The organism is Anaerococcus kampingae (genome assembly GCF_046365475.1).
GTDB classification, from domain to species: Bacteria; Bacillota; Clostridia; order Tissierellales; family Peptoniphilaceae; genus Anaerococcus; species Anaerococcus kampingae.
Genome location: NZ_JBGMEF010000018.1, coordinates 293,186 through 311,882, shown reverse-complemented (window position 1 = coordinate 311,882; position 18,697 = coordinate 293,186). Strand labels below are relative to the sequence as shown.

At 31.6% G+C, this 18,697-nt stretch carries 17 protein-coding genes; 15 read left to right on the top strand and 2 right to left on the bottom strand.

From position 1 onward, the window contains the following. The first annotated feature begins 15 nt into the window (after positions 1-15). From ACCQ42_RS05360 to ACCQ42_RS05325, 8 genes are read left to right on the top strand one after another with little or no spacing between them, the layout of a single operon-like run. Positions 16-1,224 (top strand): ATP-grasp domain-containing protein, encoded by a 1,209-nt coding sequence (locus ACCQ42_RS05360; protein WP_410035572.1) that lies wholly within the window; start codon positions 16-18, stop codon positions 1,222-1,224. A 1-nt stretch (position 1,225) separates the two neighbouring features. Further along, positions 1,226-2,383, top strand: coding sequence for a glycosyltransferase family 4 protein (locus tag ACCQ42_RS05355; RefSeq protein ID WP_265212701.1), 1,158 nt, complete (start codon positions 1,226-1,228; stop codon positions 2,381-2,383). 27 nt (positions 2,384-2,410) lie between these two features. Beyond that, positions 2,411-3,502 (top strand): glycosyltransferase family 1 protein, encoded by a 1,092-nt coding sequence (locus ACCQ42_RS05350; protein WP_410035571.1) that lies wholly within the window; start codon positions 2,411-2,413, stop codon positions 3,500-3,502. Positions 3,503-3,539: 37 nt separating this feature from the next. After that, positions 3,540-4,634, top strand: coding sequence for a glycosyltransferase family 4 protein (locus ACCQ42_RS05345; RefSeq protein ID WP_410035570.1), 1,095 nt, complete (start codon positions 3,540-3,542; stop codon positions 4,632-4,634). Positions 4,635-4,665: 31 nt separating this feature from the next. Beyond that, entirely contained in the window at positions 4,666-5,721 is a 1,056-nt protein-coding gene (locus ACCQ42_RS05340; RefSeq protein ID WP_265212705.1) for an EpsG family protein, read from the top strand. A 54-nt stretch (positions 5,722-5,775) separates the two neighbouring features. Further along, entirely contained in the window at positions 5,776-6,699 is a 924-nt protein-coding gene (locus ACCQ42_RS05335) for an ATP-grasp fold amidoligase family protein (RefSeq protein WP_410035569.1), read from the top strand. A gap of 18 nt (positions 6,700-6,717) precedes the next feature. After that, complete coding sequence (locus ACCQ42_RS05330) at positions 6,718-8,226, top strand: polysaccharide biosynthesis C-terminal domain-containing protein (RefSeq protein WP_410035568.1); 1,509 nt, start codon at positions 6,718-6,720, stop codon at positions 8,224-8,226. A gap of 28 nt (positions 8,227-8,254) precedes the next feature. After that, positions 8,255-9,418 carry a sugar-transfer associated ATP-grasp domain-containing protein gene (locus ACCQ42_RS05325; protein ID WP_410035567.1) on the top strand — a complete coding sequence of 388 codons (1,164 nt, stop codon included), beginning with the start codon at positions 8,255-8,257 and terminating at the stop codon, positions 9,416-9,418. 67 nt (positions 9,419-9,485) lie between these two features. Here ACCQ42_RS05325 and ACCQ42_RS05320 read toward each other — a convergent pair whose 3' ends face one another. Both ACCQ42_RS05320 and ACCQ42_RS05315 read right to left on the bottom strand, forming a co-directional pair. Further along, a complete protein-coding gene (locus tag ACCQ42_RS05320; protein ID WP_410035566.1) occupies positions 9,486-10,571 on the bottom strand; it encodes a GDP-mannose 4,6-dehydratase in 1,086 nt (361 codons plus the stop codon). An 11-nt stretch (positions 10,572-10,582) separates the two neighbouring features. Then, positions 10,583-12,055 carry a nucleotide sugar dehydrogenase gene (locus ACCQ42_RS05315; RefSeq protein WP_410035565.1) on the bottom strand — a complete coding sequence of 491 codons (1,473 nt, stop codon included), beginning with the start codon at positions 12,053-12,055 and terminating at the stop codon, positions 10,583-10,585. Between the two features lie 300 nt (positions 12,056-12,355). Here ACCQ42_RS05315 and ACCQ42_RS05310 point away from each other — a divergent pair, with 300 nt between their 5' ends. The 7 genes from ACCQ42_RS05310 (at position 12,356) to ACCQ42_RS05280 (ending at position 18,689) form a co-directional block, all read left to right on the top strand. After that, positions 12,356-13,057 carry a YveK family protein gene (locus tag ACCQ42_RS05310; RefSeq protein ID WP_265212715.1) on the top strand — a complete coding sequence of 234 codons (702 nt, stop codon included), beginning with the start codon at positions 12,356-12,358 and terminating at the stop codon, positions 13,055-13,057. A gap of 11 nt (positions 13,058-13,068) precedes the next feature. Then, positions 13,069-13,722, top strand: a complete 654-nt coding sequence (locus ACCQ42_RS05305; RefSeq protein WP_410035564.1) for a CpsD/CapB family tyrosine-protein kinase — start codon at positions 13,069-13,071, stop codon at positions 13,720-13,722. Then, the gene (locus ACCQ42_RS05300; protein ID WP_265212718.1) at positions 13,722-14,495 is read left to right on the top strand and encodes a tyrosine-protein phosphatase; all 774 of its coding nucleotides are present in this window, start codon (positions 13,722-13,724) and stop codon (positions 14,493-14,495) included. The genes ACCQ42_RS05305 and ACCQ42_RS05300 overlap by 1 nt, the downstream gene beginning before the upstream one ends. Next, a complete protein-coding gene (locus ACCQ42_RS05295; RefSeq protein WP_410035563.1) occupies positions 14,492-14,944 on the top strand; it encodes an SH3 domain-containing protein in 453 nt (150 codons plus the stop codon). Before ACCQ42_RS05300 ends, ACCQ42_RS05295 begins: the two co-directional genes overlap by 4 nt. 1,043 nt (positions 14,945-15,987) lie before the next feature. Beyond that, positions 15,988-16,167: a type II toxin-antitoxin system HicA family toxin gene (locus ACCQ42_RS05290; protein WP_267895192.1), complete on the top strand. Its 180-nt coding sequence runs from the start codon at positions 15,988-15,990 to the stop codon at positions 16,165-16,167. 30 nt (positions 16,168-16,197) lie between these two features. Beyond that, positions 16,198-16,641: a type II toxin-antitoxin system HicB family antitoxin gene (locus ACCQ42_RS05285; protein WP_106460382.1), complete on the top strand. Its 444-nt coding sequence runs from the start codon at positions 16,198-16,200 to the stop codon at positions 16,639-16,641. Positions 16,642-17,360: 719 nt separating this feature from the next. Further along, positions 17,361-18,689, top strand: coding sequence for an ATP-binding protein (locus ACCQ42_RS05280; protein ID WP_106460381.1), 1,329 nt, complete (start codon positions 17,361-17,363; stop codon positions 18,687-18,689). The last annotated feature ends 8 nt before the right edge of the window (positions 18,690-18,697 follow it).

Below are 18,697 nucleotides of genomic sequence, written 5' to 3'. Positions count from 1 at the left end.
AAGATGGTATTAAATATGAAAAAATTAATGATTTTAGGTGCAAGTATTTTACAAATTCCTGCTATCTTGGAAGCAAAAAAAATGGGACTATATGTTATAGCAGTTGACATGAATCCTAATGCAGAAGGTTTTTCATATGCAGATAAGAAAATTGTAGTGAGCACTACAGATACAGAAAAAGTATTAGAAGAAGCTAAGAAAAATAAAATTGACGGGATTATTACGATTGCTAGTGATAGACCTATGACTACTGTAGCTAAAGTTGCAAAAGAACTAAACTTAATAGGAATAAATGAAAGTGCAGCAATAAATGCTACTAATAAGTCTAAAATGAGAGACGTTTTAAAAAAGAATAATGTTCCTATACCTATGTATTTTTCAGTATCTAATTATGATTGTTATATTAAAGCAATCAATAAAATTAGAGAAAATAATTATAGGTGTATAGTGAAGCCTGCTGATAATTCAGGAAGCAGAGGTATAAGACTAATCGATAATTATGAATCAGATAATTTAAGAAGAATATATGATTATTGTATGCATAACTCGATTTCTGGTAATATAGTTGTAGAAGAATACATGGAAGGACCAGAGGTCAGCGTTGAAACAATCTCTAAAAATGGAATTTGTAATGTTATACAGGTTACTGATAAATTAACTACTGGTGCTCCATATTTCGTGGAGATGGGTCATAGTCAGCCATCACAGTTAGACCATTCAATTGTTGAAAAAATAAAGAAAGTTGCTATTGAGGCTAATAGAGCAATTGGTATCATAGATGGACCGTCACATACTGAAATTAAAATAACAAAAGATGGGCCAAAGATAGTAGAAATTGGTGCTAGATTGGGTGGAGATAATATAACAACACATTTAGTTCCTTATTCTACAGGTGTAAATATGGTTGAAGCTTGTATTAAATTATCGATTGGTGAAGATATTAATTTAGAGAAGAACCTTAATTTAGCGGCTGCTATTAGATATATTGAATATAATAAAGGTAAAATTAAATTCATCCATGGATTAAATGAAGCAAAGAATATGTCTGGAATTAAAGATGTTACTTTAGTTCGAAAAGTTAATGAAAATCTCAATGATATAAAGTGTAGCGGAGATAGAGCAGGATTTGTAATATCGCAAGCTTCGAATCCCAAAGATGCTATATCTATTGCTGAAAGAGCAATAAGAACCATTAAATTTGAGTTTTTTTTCGAGGAGAGATGAATTGAAGGGATATGTGTTTTTATCAAATAGTCCTAAACCAACAGTACAAGAACAATTAAGTAGAACAGATGTAAAATTAACGAACGTTAGTAGACCATGCTTAAAAGCTGCTATTGACATGGGGTATACGGTATATTTTGGAATAAATAGGAGTAATCCAAATGAGCTAAAATGTGAATTGCCAGTAAAAATGTTTGATTCTCATACGTATAGGGACTTGCTAAATATTAAGGATAATATAGTAGCGTATAAGAATCTAAGTGAAGTAATAAAAAATAACAATATAAACGTAATTCATTGTAATACTCCTATCGGTGGCCTAATAGGGAGATTAGTTGGTACAAGATACAATGTTGATAAAATAATATATACAGTTCACGGATTTCATTTTTTTCAAGGGCAGTCTTTTTTAAAAAATTTAGTATTCAAATTTTCTGAAAAAATATTGGCTAGATTTACTGATGTGATTATTACTATAAATGAAGAGGATTATCAAGCAGCAAAAAATTTTAAATTAAAAAACAATGGTAAAATTTTCAAAGTACATGGAGTAGGTATTGATACAATAAGTATCAAAAACATTGATGTATCAAAAAATGAGATTAGAAAAAAATTAGGACTGAAATTTGATGATACTGTATTAATATCTGCTGGGAGACTTGAAAAGAATAAAAATTATAAAGCTGTCATAGACGCTTTATCTTTGGTTAAGGATCAAGAAAACATTAAATATTTGATATGTGGAGTTGGGCCTAGTGAGGTCGAACTTAAAAAATATGCTAAAGAAAAGGGTGTTGAAAGTAAAATAATTTTTCTTGGTTACAGGGATGATATTATAGAATTAATGAAATCATCAGATATATTTTTGCTTACATCACTAAGAGAAGGACTCCCTAGATCAGTAATGGAAGCAATGGCATGTGGACTTCCGTGTATTGTATCTGATATCAGAGGAAACAGAGACCTTATTGATGATAATTTAGGAGGATTTATAATTGATGTTAATGATAAGCATCAATTAAACGATAGAATTATGAGATTAGTTGACTCCTTAGATATGAGATTAAATATGCGAGAATATAATTTAAAAAAAATAAAAAAGTATGATTCGCTAATTGTAGAGAAAGAATTAAGATATATTTATAATTCTACTTTATAATATCAAGAAATAAAATTAGGAGATATTGTGAGTAATATAAAAAGAATATTGCATGTAATTGGTGGAATGGATAGAGGTGGTGCTGAAACTCTAATAATGAATATTTATAGGAACATAGATAGGACAAAGGTGCAATTTGATTTTGCTGTTCATACCAATAATAGGTGCCATTATGACGATGAAATACAAAGCCTGGGAGGTAAAATTTATCACCTTCCTAGATTCAAGATTTATAATATAATAGATAATAAAATTTCATGGAATAAGCTCCTAAGTAAAGGAGAGTGGCAAATTATTCATGGCCATTTAGATAGTACTGCATCCATTTATCTAAAGATTGCAAAGAAATATGGATTGATAACAATAGCACATAGCCATTCAACATCATCAGGGACTGGAGTTAAAAAAATAATCGTGGATTACCTACATAGAGATATTGTAAAATTCTCTGATTATAATTTTGCTTGCTCAACAGAGTCAGGGGAGTGGTTATTTGGTAAGAATTCTAATTTTTCAATCATTTATAATGGAATTGAAATGAAAAAGTTCATTTTTGATGAAAGTATTAGGAAGAATGTCAGAAATGAATTAAATTTGAACAATAAGTTTGTTATAGGTCATGTAGCTAATTATACTTATCCTAAAAATCACAAATTTATTATTGAATTATTTAAAATAATTGCAGAAAAAGACTCTAACGCTAATTTAGTTCTTGCTGGAAAAGGTGTAAAAGAAAATATATATGAAAGTATTAGGGGTACATTAATAGAGAATAAGATAACTTTTTTAGGTGTTAGAAATGATATCAATAGAGTATTACAAGCTTTCGATGTGTTTATACTTCCATCACTTTATGAGGGATTACCTGTTTCTTTAGTTGAAGCACAAGCGTCAGGATTACAGTGTATAGCTTCTGATCAAATTACAAAAGAGGTAAAATATACTGAAAATCTAGAATTTATCCCTATAAACAATAACGACTCTTTAAAAAAATGGGCAAATAAAATTTTGAGTTTAAAGAATATTAAACATAAAAATTTGTATGATGAATTAGTTGATAGTGAGTTCAATATTATAAAAGTTTCGAAGTCTCTGCAAAATTTTTATTTGAATTTGTGATTTTACTAAATATAAGTATATATTTTAAGGACATATTATGGATATAAAACCAAATATAGTATTTTATATAAATAACCTAGAAAAAGGTGGAGCAGAACGTGCAATATTACAATTGGCAACTGGATTTCACGAACAAAATTACAAAACGACAGTAATTACAACCTTTGAAGGTAACAATGAATATGATTTTCCTAAAAACATAAATAGGATTAATTTATTAGACAAACAAGATACTGGAAATAGGATAAAACGAAATTTTTTCCTTATTCACAAGCTAAGGAAAATACTTGAGACCCAAAACCCTGATTTTTTAATTTCATTTATGGCTGAAGCAAACTTTAGAGCTATATTGTCTTCCATAGGTTTAAAAACAAAATGTATTGTTTCAGTAAGAAATGATCCAGAAAAAGAATATGCAGGTAAATTAGGTAAGTTTGTTGGTAACTATATAATGCCTATAGCTGATGGATGTGTATTCCAAACCCATGAAGCTCAAGCTTGGTTTCCAAAAAAACTACAGAGAAAATCAAAGATAATTTATAATGCTGTTAAAGATGATTTTTTTAAGATTCAAAGAAACATTGAAGAGAATACGATAGTCACATGCGGAAGACTTGAAGAGCAAAAAAATCATAAGATGCTTATTGATGCATTTGAAATAGTTGTTAAAAAATGTAAATATGCTAAGTTATATATATATGGTGAGGGATCATTAAGAAATGAATTGCAAAACATTATCGATAAAAAGGGGCTGAGTAATAATATAAAATTATGCGGAAATTCAAATGATATACCTGGTGTTCTTAGTAGAGCTGAGATTTTTGTTTTATCTTCAGATTATGAAGGAATGCCAAATGCTCTTATGGAAGCACTAACAGCAGGAGTCCCATCTATATCAACTGACTGCCCATGTGGAGGTCCTAGAATGCTTATAAATGATGATGAAAGTGGACTCTTAGTAGAAACAGGTAGTTATATAGAATTGAGCTCTGCTATCATAGATGTTTTACAAGATAAGGAATTACAAGATAAGTATTCTAAAGAAAGTAAAAAAAATGCAAATCAGTATAAATCTACCTTTGTTTTAAACTCTTGGATAGAATATTTAGAAAGTCTAAAATTAAATGAGTAATTTATCATTAAAATATTTATAGGAGAATTATTTGAAGATATATTTTATACTTCTGTTAGTATTATTATTTAATATTTTTTTAGAAACAACATTTAAAAATATAAGAATATTTGACTACAGAATAAAATTAAGAGATATAAGTTTTATAGTGTGTTTTTTATTAATACTTTCAATTGGGATATTTAGGCATGAAGAACTTGGTGTTGATGTTATTAATTACAGAAGTTACTTTTCAAATTTATACCCTAACTTTAGTATGAAATTTTTTATTACAAATCATATTTATGATCCGGGTTATGTTCTGTTAAATAAAATTATTGCATTATTTACTGGAAATTTTAGAATATTTGAAGTTATCGTATTTTGTATAACTTTTGGTATTTTCTCAATTATTATATATAAGGATTCAAAATATCCGGCATTAAGTTTTTTGATATATTCTGGATTAGAATTTATTGGTTTCAATATGTGTATTTTACGCCAATCCATTGCATGTGTTTTATGTTTTCTAGCCTTTAGGTTTTTAGAAAAAAATAAATTGATAAAATATTTTATCTTAGTTTTATTAGCTATTTCGTTCCATAAAACAGCAATATTTTTTTATTTGACATATGTATTATCGTATAATAGAAAAAAATCGACATCTTTTAAATTAAATATTATATATATACTTTTATCTTATTTAGGATTTAGTATGTTATTACCTAAAATATATAATTTGTATAGTAATAATTACTCTAATGTGGCGGTTAGTGGTGAAGGAATTAAACTTCTATTCTTCTATGCATTTATTGTAATTTTTATAGGCGTATTATTAAAGAAAAATAAAGTTAACAGTGAAATTATGAGATATGAGTCTTCTTTTGGAGCCATTTATATACAAATGGGTGCGATATCATTTTCGTTATTTACTAGAGTTACAAATTATTTTTCAATATTATTTACTTTATCAATACCTAATATTGTATATGAGTCTAAATATAGAAGATTATACATAATTATATTTACTTTTATATTCTCAGCACTTTATATATATGGTTTATTTAATAATGGGTTGGGAGTGGTTCCATATAAATCATTTATGTAAATCGTTAGAGCTCATATAAAAATACATTCATTAAAATTATTGAGGAGAATTAGTATGAGTTATGTTTTTGAAAATGTTATAAATTATTTAATTAATCCCAAGGTTAGAATTAGGGTAAATTCTAAACTCGGAATATTGAGTGACACGGACGATGCAAAATTTTTAGTAAAGCTTTTTGATGCATCTATGGGGTATGGATTGAATTTAGATAACCCAACAACATTCAATGAAAAGTTACAATGGTTAAAACTTTATAATAGAAAACCAGAATATACTATTATGGTTGATAAGTACAAAGTGCGAGATTATATATCCGAAAAAATTGGAGATGAATATCTTATTCCACTGATTGGTGTCTGGGATAATCCTGATGATATTGATTTCGAATCTCTTCCAAACCAGTTTGTACTAAAGTGTAATCATAATTCGGGTCTTGGATTGTGTATATGTAAAGATAAATCAAAGTTGGATATAAAAAAAGTTAAAAGAAACTTGAGAAAAGGCTTAAAACAAGATTACTACTTATTAGGTAGGGAATGGCCGTATAAAGATGTCTCTAGAAAGATTATTGCTGAAAAATACATGACCGATGAAACAGGTACAAATTTGAGAGATTATAAATTTTACTGTTTTGATGGTAAAGCAAAAGTAGTTGGAATATATCAGGATAGGAATACTGATAAAGAAACAACGGGAGATTTTTTTGATATGGATTTCAATTGGTTAGATTTCACATTTAATATGCCTAATGCTAAAGTAAAACCATCTAAACCAAATCATTTTGATAAAATGAAAGAAATTGCAGAGATTTTATCTGAAGGAATACCACATGTTAGGGTGGATTTATATTTAAGCAATGATAAGATTTATTTTGGAGAATTAACATTTTTCGATGGGAGTGGCTTTGATAAAATTGAACCATTTGAATGGGATGTTAAGTTAGGTAGTTGGATAAATCTACCTGCTAAAACTCAATGATATAAGGAAATAATCCTAATGAATAGAAGAAAACTTTTAGCCTTTAACACAAGTTCATCATTAATATTTCAATTGACTACAATTATTTGTGGATTTATAGTACCTAGATTAATTCTACATACATATGGATCCGAGGTAAATGGATTAATTAATTCTATAACACAATTTCTAGCTATAATAGCATTTCTGGAGTTGGGAGTAGGAGCTGTAATTGAGTCATCTCTATACAAGCCATTGGCAGAAAAAGATCATGTTGAAATCAGCAAGATTGTAGTATCAGGTCAGAAGTTCTTTTCTAGACTAGCAAGAATTCTTTTAGTTTATGTAATTATACTTATGGGAGTATATCCACTAGTAGCTAAAAGTAACTTTGGATTCTTGTATACTGCTACTATGATTCTTGTAATAAGCATAAGTTCATTTGCTCAATATTATTTTGGAATTGTTAATAGCTTGCTCATAACTGCAAATCAAAGAGGGTATTTTTCTTTTAATATCCAAACTGTTACATTGATATTAAACACTATAGCCTGTTTTATATTAATAAAATTAGGGGCTTCTATCCATATAGTAAAGCTAACTACATCTTTAATATATCTGTTTAGACCATTTTTGCTTTCTATATATGTTAAGAAAAATTACAATATAGATTGGAGTATTAAATACTCAGGAGAGCCTATAAAACAAAAATGGAATGGAATAGCTCAACATGTTGCTGCTGTTATACTGGATGGAACAGACAGTATTATTCTTACAATGTTTATTGGACTTAGTTCAGTATCAATTTATTCCGTTTATAATATGATAACTCAAGGAATCAGAGTACTTCTCGTATCAATGGCTGGAGGAATGCAGTCATTGATGGGAGAATTACTTGCAAAAGAAGAATTTGAAAAGTTAAAGGATATTTTTGGCCGGGTTGAGTGGACAGTCCATACAGCTACAATTTTAATTTTTGGAGTTACTTTAGTATTGATTTTGCCTTTTGTCGAAATTTATACTTTAGGTATTAGGGATGCGAAATATATTCAGCCATTATTTGCTTTTTTAATGGTTATAGCGAATGCAGTAAGATGCTTAAGATTACCATACAATCTAATGATATTAGCAGCTGGTCATTATAAACAAACTCAGAATAACTATATAATCGCTGCTATTTTAAATATAGTTTTATCTATAATGCTTGTTAATACTTTAGGATTAGTTGGTGTTGCAATAGGAACATTTATTGCTATGTTATATCAAACTATTTGGATGGCATATTATAATTCTAGAAATATAATTTACTGGTCGCTGAAATTATTTATTAAACAAATGTCAGTAGATATATTAATGATTATCTTATTTATAATAGCGTATATGTTACTTAATATATATGCAGGTTCTTGGATTTCATGGATATTACAAGCAATTATAGTAACCGCTGTTGGTATTTTTATGACGTTGCTTATAAATGCGATTTTCTACAAGAGTTACATTATAAAACTAATTGAAAAAATAAAGGAAAGCATAAAGTCAATCTTGTAATATAATAGTTTTTGTAATAGGAGATTTTATGAATATAAGATTACGAAGTAACCTAAAAAATATGATATTAGAATTATATGGTAAATATAGGATTCGAAGATCAAGAAAAAATGAAATAAATAAAATATCTGATCAAAGAAGACAAAATATTTTAGGGAAGGTTCATTTAACAGAGGATCAGATTAAAAAAGTTAATGAATTATATATAAATAACTATGGAGAGAAAGTATCTTTAGATTGGCATAAATATTTCACTGCTTATACTGGAAATTTTGATGAGAATTTTTTTCCTGAGCTTTTATTTATTCCTGAATTTGAACACTTTATGAATATAAATAAGGATTATTCAAAAGCTATAGAGGATAAGAATTTATTGCCATTAATTGCTAAATCTGTAGGTATCAAGACTCCTGAAATATTATTATCATGCTGTTATGGGCTATATAGAGACAATAATTATAGTTTGTTATCTAAAATTGAATTTACTAATAAATTATCGAACTTAGGCAAAGTATTCATTAAACCGTCTGTTGATTCAGATAGTGGTAGTGATTGTTTTATTGCTAATTTTAGAAATGGGATTGATACTTTAACCAATAAGAAGGCTGAGGATGTTCTAAGCAATCTAGGTAGTAATTTTGTTATTCAAGAAGTTATATCCTGTCATGAATCTATAAAAGAAATATACCCAAAGAGTGTTAATACATTTAGAATAATAACGTATAGATGGAATAATAAAATTGAAGCTATGCCTGTTATTATGAGGATTGGTAGAGGTAATGCTAATATTGATAATGCCCATGCAGGAGGCATATTCATTGCATTAGACAATGACGGTATTTTGCATAAAACTGCTTTTACGGAGTTTTGTGATAAATTTAATGAACATCCAGATACAAAACTTATATTCGAGGGTCATAAGATAGTTGGGGTAGAGAAAGTGATTGAGGCGGCTAAACGAATGCATCAAGCATTACCACAGCTAGGATCCTATAATTGGGACTTTACAATCGATGAAGATGGTGAGCCAGTTCTAATTGAAGCAAATGTAAATGGTGGATCCATTTGGTTGATTGAAATGGCTCATGGTAAAGGAGGCTTTGGTGAAAATACAAAAGATGTCTTAAAATGGATTAGAGAAATGAAATCCCTTAAATTAGAAGATAGAAAGAATGAATTTGAAAAAATATGAAATATATATACGTTTAACAAAAGCCATCATGAAAACTAGAGTTACATGGTGGCTTTTTGAAGTAAAGTTATATTTTATAAAAATCTTTATACCACTCAGCAAATTTCCTAATACCTTCTCTAAGACTGGTATCAGGTTTAAAACCGAAATCTTCTTCTAGTGGTTTTGTATCGGCGTATGTGATAGGTACATCGCCAGGTTGCATTGGTACTAATTTTTTGTGAGATTCAAAGTCATAATCTTCTGGTAGGACTTTTGCTCTTATTAGCTCTTCTTGTAGTATTTCTACGAAGTCTAGGAGATTTTCTGGATTGTTATTTCCTATATTATATACCTTGTATGGTGGGATTGGTAATCCATCTTCACCATTTTTTCTTTCTGGTGCTTTTTGCATTACTCTTTTTACCCCTTCTACTATATCATCGATATAGGTGAAGTCTCTTTTACAATTACCGTAGTTGAATATTTTTATGGTTTCTCCATTACGGAGTTTGTTTGTAAATCCAAAATATGCCATATCTGGTCTTCCTGCTGGGCCATATACTGTGAAAAATCTTAGGCCTGTTGATGGGATATTATAAAGCTTGCTATAGGCATGGGCCATTAGTTCGTTAGATTTTTTTGTTGCTGCGTATAAGGACACAGGATTATCTACCTTATCATCTGTACTATAAGGTACTTTTTTATTTGATCCATATACAGATGATGAAGAGGCGTATACTAAGTGCTCTACTCCTTTTGCTCCATTATCGTAAGAATGGCGGCAGGCTTCAAGAATATTATAAAAACCTATCATATTTGATTGGATATAGGAGTCTGGATTTGAGATTGAATAACGTACTCCTGCTTGTGCACCTAGGTTTACAACTATATCTGGCTTATGATCTTTAAATATTTTATCAATAATAGTTTTATCTGCTAAATCTTCTTGGTAGAAGGTATAGGATGAATCATCATGAGTTCCTAAACATCTTTCAATTTTTTCTAGTCTCCACTTTTTTATGTTTACATCATAATAATCGTTCATATTATCAATTCCCACTATATTTATAGGGGATTGTGTTTTTAAAAGTTCTAAAACAAGGTTGCTGCCAATAAAGCCAGCAGACCCTGTTATAAATATTGTCTTATTTTTTAAGTCTATGTTGTTCATAATTTTCCTTATTAATCTCTTTTAAATATGTCTCTAGTATATACTTTGTCTATTACATCATCTAATTCTGAATCATACCTATTAGCTATTATTGCCTCACTAATTTTTTTGAATTTATTCATGTTATTTACTATTTTTGACCCGAAGAATGTTTCTCCATCTTTGAGGGTAGGTTCGTAGATTATTACTTCAGCTCCCTTTGCCTTTATTCTTTTCATGACACCCTGGATAGAAGATTGGCGGAAGTTGTCTGAATTAGATTTCATTGTAAGTCTATATACACCTATTATTTTATTTTCTTCTTTTTCAGGGTCCCATTTACTATTTGCTGCATAAGCTCCCGCTATTTCTAATACTTGATCAGCTATGAAGTCTTTTCTCGTACTATTTGCATCAACTATTGCTGATATCATGTTTTGTGGGACTTGGTCGAAGTTAGCTAGGAGTTGTTTTGTGTCTTTTGGTAGGCAATAGCCACCGTAGCCAAAGGATGGGTTATTGTAGTGGTCGCCTATTCTTGGGTCTAAGCAGACTCCTTTGATTATTTCTTCTGTATTTAGGCCTTTGCTTTCTGCATAGGTATCTAGTTCGTTGAAGTAGGAGACTCTTAGGGCAAGGTAAGTATTTGCAAATAGCTTGACTGCTTCTGCTTCAGTAAATCCTAAATATAGGATATCTATATCTGATTTTATTGCTCCTTCTTCTAGGAGAGTTGCAAATATTTCTGCCGCTTCTCTTGAGTCATCATCACAGGATACTATTATCCTAGATGGGTATAGATTGTCATAGAGGGCTTGGGATTCTCTTAAGAACTCTGGGCTAAATATTATATTATTTGTCTGATATTTTTCCCTTATATGCTTGGTATATCCGACTGGTATGGTAGATTTAATAATCATCATAGCATCAGAATTGACTTTTAGGACCAATTCTATTACATCCTCTACAGCTGATGTATCAAAGAAGTTCTTTTTGCTGTCGTAGTTTGTCGGAGCTGCTATTATTACAAAGTCAGCATCCTTATAGGCTGCTTCTCCATCAAGTGTGGCCACAAGGTCTAGTTCTTTTTCGGCTAGGTATCTTTCTATATAGTCATCTTGAATAGGGGATATCCTTTTATTTATCATATCTACCTTTTCAGGAATGATATCCACTGCTGTTACAGAATTGTGTTGGGCTAGTAGGGTAGCTATAGACATACCTACATAGCCTGTGCCTGCGACAGCTATTTTATATTTTTTATCTAGTGGCTTATGAGCTTGTGATTTTTTCTCTTCTATAAAAAGGTCCACAGGCTCGAAATCGAGAACTTCTGCTATAGCTAGGAGCTGGTCTATACTTGGCATATAGTCACTTGCTTCTATTCTGCTAATCATAGATCGGTTTATACCCGTCTTATCAGCCAAGTCTTGCTGGGTTATCTTTAATTTTTTTCTATTTATACTAATAGTATCTGCTAATTTATCTAGTGATAGTTTTTTCATATCTATTTCCTTTCATTTGATTATTTATATCATATTATAAGAGGACATAAAGTCAATTAAAACGTCAAAAATAATATGCTATAGATAAAATTTTAAAATAGTGTTATTTAAAATAACTTTGATTATATAACGGATTAATCACATTACATTAGTAGAATTAATTATAAAAATGGATGAATTATTGATATAAATACAAATAATCATTGAAATTTAGGTCAATTTATTATAAAATAGTAGTTAGATATAGTATTTTTTCATACTAAAATTATTATACAAAGAAATATTTACGAGGAGATTTTAATGAACGAACAAGAAATTGATTTATTGGAATTGGGTAAGCAGATTCTTAAGCATAGCTTACTTATTCTGATTCTTGCTATCCTGGCGGGAGCGGGGGCTTTTGGGCTTTCTAAGTATGTGATTAGTCCAAAGTATGAGGCTAATACTTCTATGATTGTTAGCAGCTCTAAACAGAATATTGATCAAAATAATCCGCAAGCTGATGTGGAGCTTAGTCAGATTAATGCGAATAGGGCTCTAGTTTCTACCTATTCTGAGATTGTTAAATCTAGAGGGATTGCTGATAAGGTTATTGCTAACCTTAACCTTGATATGGATTATGAGGAGTTTTCTAATAAGGTATCTATCGAGCCTGTGAAGGATACTCAGATTATTTCTGTCCAGGTTGTCGACACCATTCCTCAAAGAGCAGCAGATATTGCCAATGAGACTTCTATGATCTTTAAGGATTCTATTACTCAGATTATGAATGTGGACAATGTTCAAATCCTAGATAAGGCGACCTTGCCTGAAGAGCCATCTTCTCCAAAGGTTATGAGAAATACCGCTATTGGTGCTATGCTTGGTTTTATATTAGGTATTGGTATTGCCCTTATTATGGAGCTATCTAATACTAGGGTTAAAACTAGTGAAGAAGTGACTGAGGCATTTGATATTCCTGTGCTTGGTCTTATTCCTGATAAGCACAAGGTAAGAAAGTAGGGGGGGAGATTATGGCTAAAAAACATTCATATTACAATTCAAGTCTATATGATGAGGCTATTCGTTCTGTTAGAACTAATATCCAGTTTGCAGATATTGATCACAAAAATAAAATAATTGCTATGACTTCTTCTAAGCCTAGTGAGGGTAAGACTACTGTAGTCTATAAACTTGCCCAATCTTTTGCCGAAAATGGCGAGAGGGTTGTCCTCCTAGATTTCGACCTTAGGGCACCTAAGGTGGGGGGTGTGGCTGGTATTGATAATAACGTGGGTCTTACCAATGTTATTACAGGCAAGCTTGAGCTTGATAGAGCTCTTTATAGGGATAAGGGCCAAGAGAATCTATTCTTGCTTCTTTCAGGTCCTACACCACCTAACCCAGCTGAGATTTTGGCTTCTAACCATATCAAAGACTTGGTCAATGAATTATCCCAGTCTTTTGACTATGTATTTATAGACACACCTCCAGTAGGTCTATTTACAGATGCATCAATTGTGTCTACCTTCTGCGATGGTATGATTTTTGCAATTAAATCCAACGACACCAAAAAGGAAGAAATATCTAGAGCACTTGATAATCTAAAGAAGGTTAATGCCAAGGTTATTGGTGCTATCCTTACCTTTGCTGATGTCAAAGAATTTAATTATAAGGGATACTATTAATGATTGATACACACTGCCATATTATCTATGGCGTGGATGATGGGTCTAGATCGATTGAAGAATCGTTGAAGATGGTAGAAATATACCTGACTAATGGCTTTACAAAAACTATTGCCACAAGCCACTTCGATAGGTCTAGATATATGGTTGATCCTGACGAGATTAGAGAAAAAGCTGCCATTCTTAATGCAGAGATTGCAAAAAGAGGCATAGATTTTAAGATATATCCAGGGCATGAAATCCAGGTAGAGCCTAATACTGTCAAGCTTATAAATGATGGTAGTCTAAACAAACTTGCTGATAGCAGATATGTCCTATTGGAATTGCCCTTTATGAATAAGGCCCTATTCCTTAAGGATTTGATTTTTAATATTCAGCTGGAGGGCTTGGTTCCAATCATTGCCCATGCTGAAAGATATGCCTATGTCAAGGAAAATCCTGACTATCTCCTAGATTTCATCAAGATGGGTGCTCTAATCCAGGTCAATTACTCATCGATAGTCTCAAGTCAAAGGACCACAAGGACTTTACTTGAGAGAAATATGGTCCATTTCTTAGGGACTGATGCCCACCAATCAGAGTGGAGAAGCCCAAATATCAAGGATGAAAAAAGAGAAATAATTGATATAATTGGGGAGGATAAATTTAAAATCCTATCTCAGACTAATCCACAAAAGATTTTGGATGATGAGTATATAGGTTCAGGATACGACCAGATTAAGGAAGCTAAAAAGAAGAAAAGATCTATATTTGATTTTTGGAGAAAGAAATGAAATTAAGAAATATAATTTTAACTCTTTGTGCCCTTGCCTTGCTTGCATCATGCAGCAAAGAGGAAGAAGTATATGAGAAAAGAGATGTAAAAGTAGAGTCTGTATTTGATAATATAGAAGGCAAAGAGGAAGAAAAGCCAGCCGAAGAAGTTAAGGAAGAAAAAAAGAAAGAAGAGCCTAAGAAGGAAGAAGCTAAAAAGCCAGCTGAAAAACCTGAGCAAAACCAAGCTCAAACTAATAATAATCAGCCTAATCAGCAAACTAGGACAACAAATGTTCTAGCCAACCTAAGAGAGGGCCCAACTTCATTTGAAGAAAACTTTATTCTGTCAGTGCCAGCTGAAAGTAAAGTTGACTTCATAGAAGAAATCTACCAAGACGGAGTAGCTTGGTCCAAGGTAAGATTTAACGGCCGTGAAGGCTACATCAGATCAGACTTATTAAGATAAGACAAACTTCTCAGACCCTTGTGGTTTGGGGAGTTTTTTTCTGCTTACTTGTTTCTACCGAGCTGTATTTCCACACCCTTGTTTCGACCGAGCCTAGCGAGTGGAGAAATCTGTTGTTTTAGAAGAATTTTGGTAGAGATAGTTTTCTTCGAAAACTTTTGTTATTATAAGGTGATGGTTATATTTACCTATTGCCGATGTAGATACAGAACCCTTTATTAAAAGAACCATGAGTTCTCTCGTTTCACTCGAGAAGGTTAGTGGCGACAACTGAGTTTTCTTTCTTCCCTTGTTTCGTCCGAGCTATATTTCAACACCCTTGTTTCGACCTAGCCTGCGAGTGAAGAAATCTGTTGTTTTAGAAGAATTTTGGTAGAGATAGTTTTCTTCGAAAACTTTTATTGTTATATTAGGTGATAGCAATATAGACTTAATGCCGATGTAATTACCAAATCATCTATAAACAGAACCATGAGTTCTCTCACTACGTTCGAGAAGGGAGGTTGGTGACGTCCGAGCTTTATACCTTTCCCTTGTTTCGACCGTAGTGGAGAAACCTATTACGTATACTCAAATTTTAAGAAAAACCATGAACGACATGTTACTTATACGAAGAGTATATGTAGTTGTGCTTTGATTTAAGAAAGTAATAACGACTAGAAGTTCTAATAGACATGTCTCTGAGAGCCGACGGGCTTGTCTTAGGTCGATGAAAGCGAAGGAGATGTTTTCTTCGAAAACTTTTGTTGTTATAAGGCTATGGTTATAGTTACCTAATACCGATGTAGTTACAGAACCAAATACATAAAGAACCATGGGTTCTCTCACTGCGTTTGAGAAGGAGAGCAGTGACGATCCAGATTTTTTTATTTTACTATAATGCAACGAATTTCCCTGCCTACCCGTGTTTATACCGAGCGTAGCGAGTGGAGAAATCTTTTGTTTTGCAAAAATATTGAAATAGGTTCATTCGATGAAGTTAGAATTGACACCACGTATTAATACGTAGTATAATAAATGTGTCAGGAGGTATAAAAATGCCGATGACACAAAATGAAATGGTCAAGCTACTTAAAAAACATGGTTTTATAAAAGTAGATGGAGGTAAAGGGAGTCATGTAAAAATGACTAAGCCCGGACTTCCAAGACCTATTATCATACCACATGGTGAACTTAAAAAGGGAACTGAGCGTGGTATTTTAAAGGATGCGGGGCTTTTATAGTCCCAATTCCTAAAAAAGGAGAGGTATATTATGTTAGTTTCTTATCCTGCAATTTTTTATTATACACCAGAAGAAAGTGGTTACTTTGTTTACTTTCCAGATTTGGAAGGGGCAGGTACACAAGGTGATACTATTGAAGATGCCTTATTTATGGCGAGTGATTATCTAGGAATATTAGCAAGTGACCTTGTGGAAACACAAGGCAGACTTCCAAGCAAATCATCAATTAAGGATTTAACAATCAAAGATGAATTTCCTTTTAAAGATGATCCAGAGTTTGATGGCTACTATGATGAGGATAAGTCTTTTGTATCAATGGTATATGTAGACTTGAAGGACTATTTTGCAAGCCAGGAACTTGTGAAAAAAACCCTATCAATTCCTAAATGGTCGAACGATCTAGGAAATAAATTAAATATTAATTTTTCAAAGGTTTTAACTGATGCAATAGTAAGTGTTGCTAATGGAAAATAAGTGCTGGGTGCTATTTAAGCCCCTTTTTAGTCGACTTCAACAAGAAACTATTTGAGCGATGAATGTAATAAATAATGAGAACCGAGATTGTTGTTTTTCTTTGCCACGTCATATTTTCTTCCGCTCATATAGATACCTTCTCTTTCCCTTATTTCGACCGTAGTGGAGGAATCTGTTGTTTTAGAAGAATTATGGAAGTGGTAGTTTTCTTCGAAAACTTCTTTTGTTATAGGGTGTTGTTCATATTTACCTAATGCCGATGTAAATATAGAACTCTATATGTAAATAGCTATGAGTTCTCTCACTACGTTCGAGAAGGGAGGTTGATGACGTCCGAGCTTTCTACCTTTCCCTTGTTTCGACCGAGCTTGCGAGTGGAGAAAACTATTACGAACACTTAAATTATTAGAAATACTACGAACAAAATGTTACTTTTGCGAAGAGTATATATAGTTGTTCTTTGATTTGAATAAATAATGACAGCATAGTAATTCTAATAGACTTTTCGACTTCGCTCGAAGCAAGGGAAAGGTGGTTTTCTGCGAAAACTTCTGTCCGAATTTTAGGTGATAATTATATTTTTTTATTTTTAATGCGTATTTGCGGTAAAATCGTATTATTTCTATTGCGTATCTGTAGATAAATGGCATTTATTCTATTGCGTATTTGTGGTATAATGATATAAATTATAATGCGTATTTGTAAGATAGGTGGTTTATATGTTTAAAAGAAAGATTTATAAGGACCTTCTAGATTGGAAGGATTCTTCCAAAGGGACTACAGCTCTCTTGATTGAAGGAGCTAGGCGTGTTGGGAAATCTACTATTGCTGAAGAGTTTGCTAAGGCTGAGTATAAGTCCTATATTTTGATTGATTTTGCTTTTGCACCAGGCCACATTATTGATCTTTTTAAAGATGTTAATGATTTGGACTATTTATTTTTACAGCTGCAATTAAACTATGGTGTAGATCTCCATGAGAGAGAGTCTTTGATTATCTTTGATGAGGTTCAATTTAATCCTCTTGCTCGTCAATCTATAAAAAAGCTTGTTGCCGATGGTAGGTATGATTATATTGAGACTGGGTCACTAATTTCAATCAAGAAAAATGTTGTAGGTATTTTAATTCCTAGTGAAGAGAGGAAAATTGAGATGTTTCCTATGGACTTTGAGGAATTTTTATGGGCTACTGGTGAAGGTGTAACTAATAATATGCTTGAAAAATTCTTCACTAGCAAAAAGCCTCTTGGTGAGGATGCTAATAGGAATATGATGAGGCTTTTTAGGCTTTATATGCTTGTGGGTGGTATGCCTCAGGCTATCAAGGCTTATATTGATACTAATAATTTTAGGATGGTGGACCAAATTAAAAGGGATATAATTAATCTTTATGAGCAGGACTTTTATAAGATTGATCCAAGTGGAAAAATATCTACACTTTTTGATTCGATACCTGCTGAGTTGGCTAGGGCTTCATCTAGGTATCAAGTGTCAAGCGTTATTAAAAATTCAAGGGCTAGTGATTTGTTAGAAGAGATTTCTGAGCTTAAAGCGTCTAAAACCGTACTGATAGCCTATAATGCCAATGATCCTAGCACGGGCCTATCTAGAAATTTAAACCTTGATAAGTTTAAGATTTATTTAGCTGATACTGGGCTAATGGTTACTCTTATGTTTAAGGATAGGGATTTTACAGATAATGTCATATATAAGAAGATCCTTTCTAATAAATTGTCATCTAATTTAGGTCTGCTTTATGAAAATATTGTCGGACAAACATTCGCAGCTAAAGGATATAAGCTCTTTTACCATACTTATTATGGCAAGACTGCAAAGAGGACTTATGAGATAGATTATTTGATAACAGAGGCTAATAAGATTAGCCCTGTAGAGGTAAAATCTTCTAATTATAGGAAGCACACATCACTGGATGAATTTTCCAAAAAATATTCCAAGAATATTGTAAATAAGTATGTGATCCATAATAAAGATTTTAAGAAGGAAAAGGACATATACTACCTACCATTTTATATGGCTCAATTTTTGTAGGTGGTATT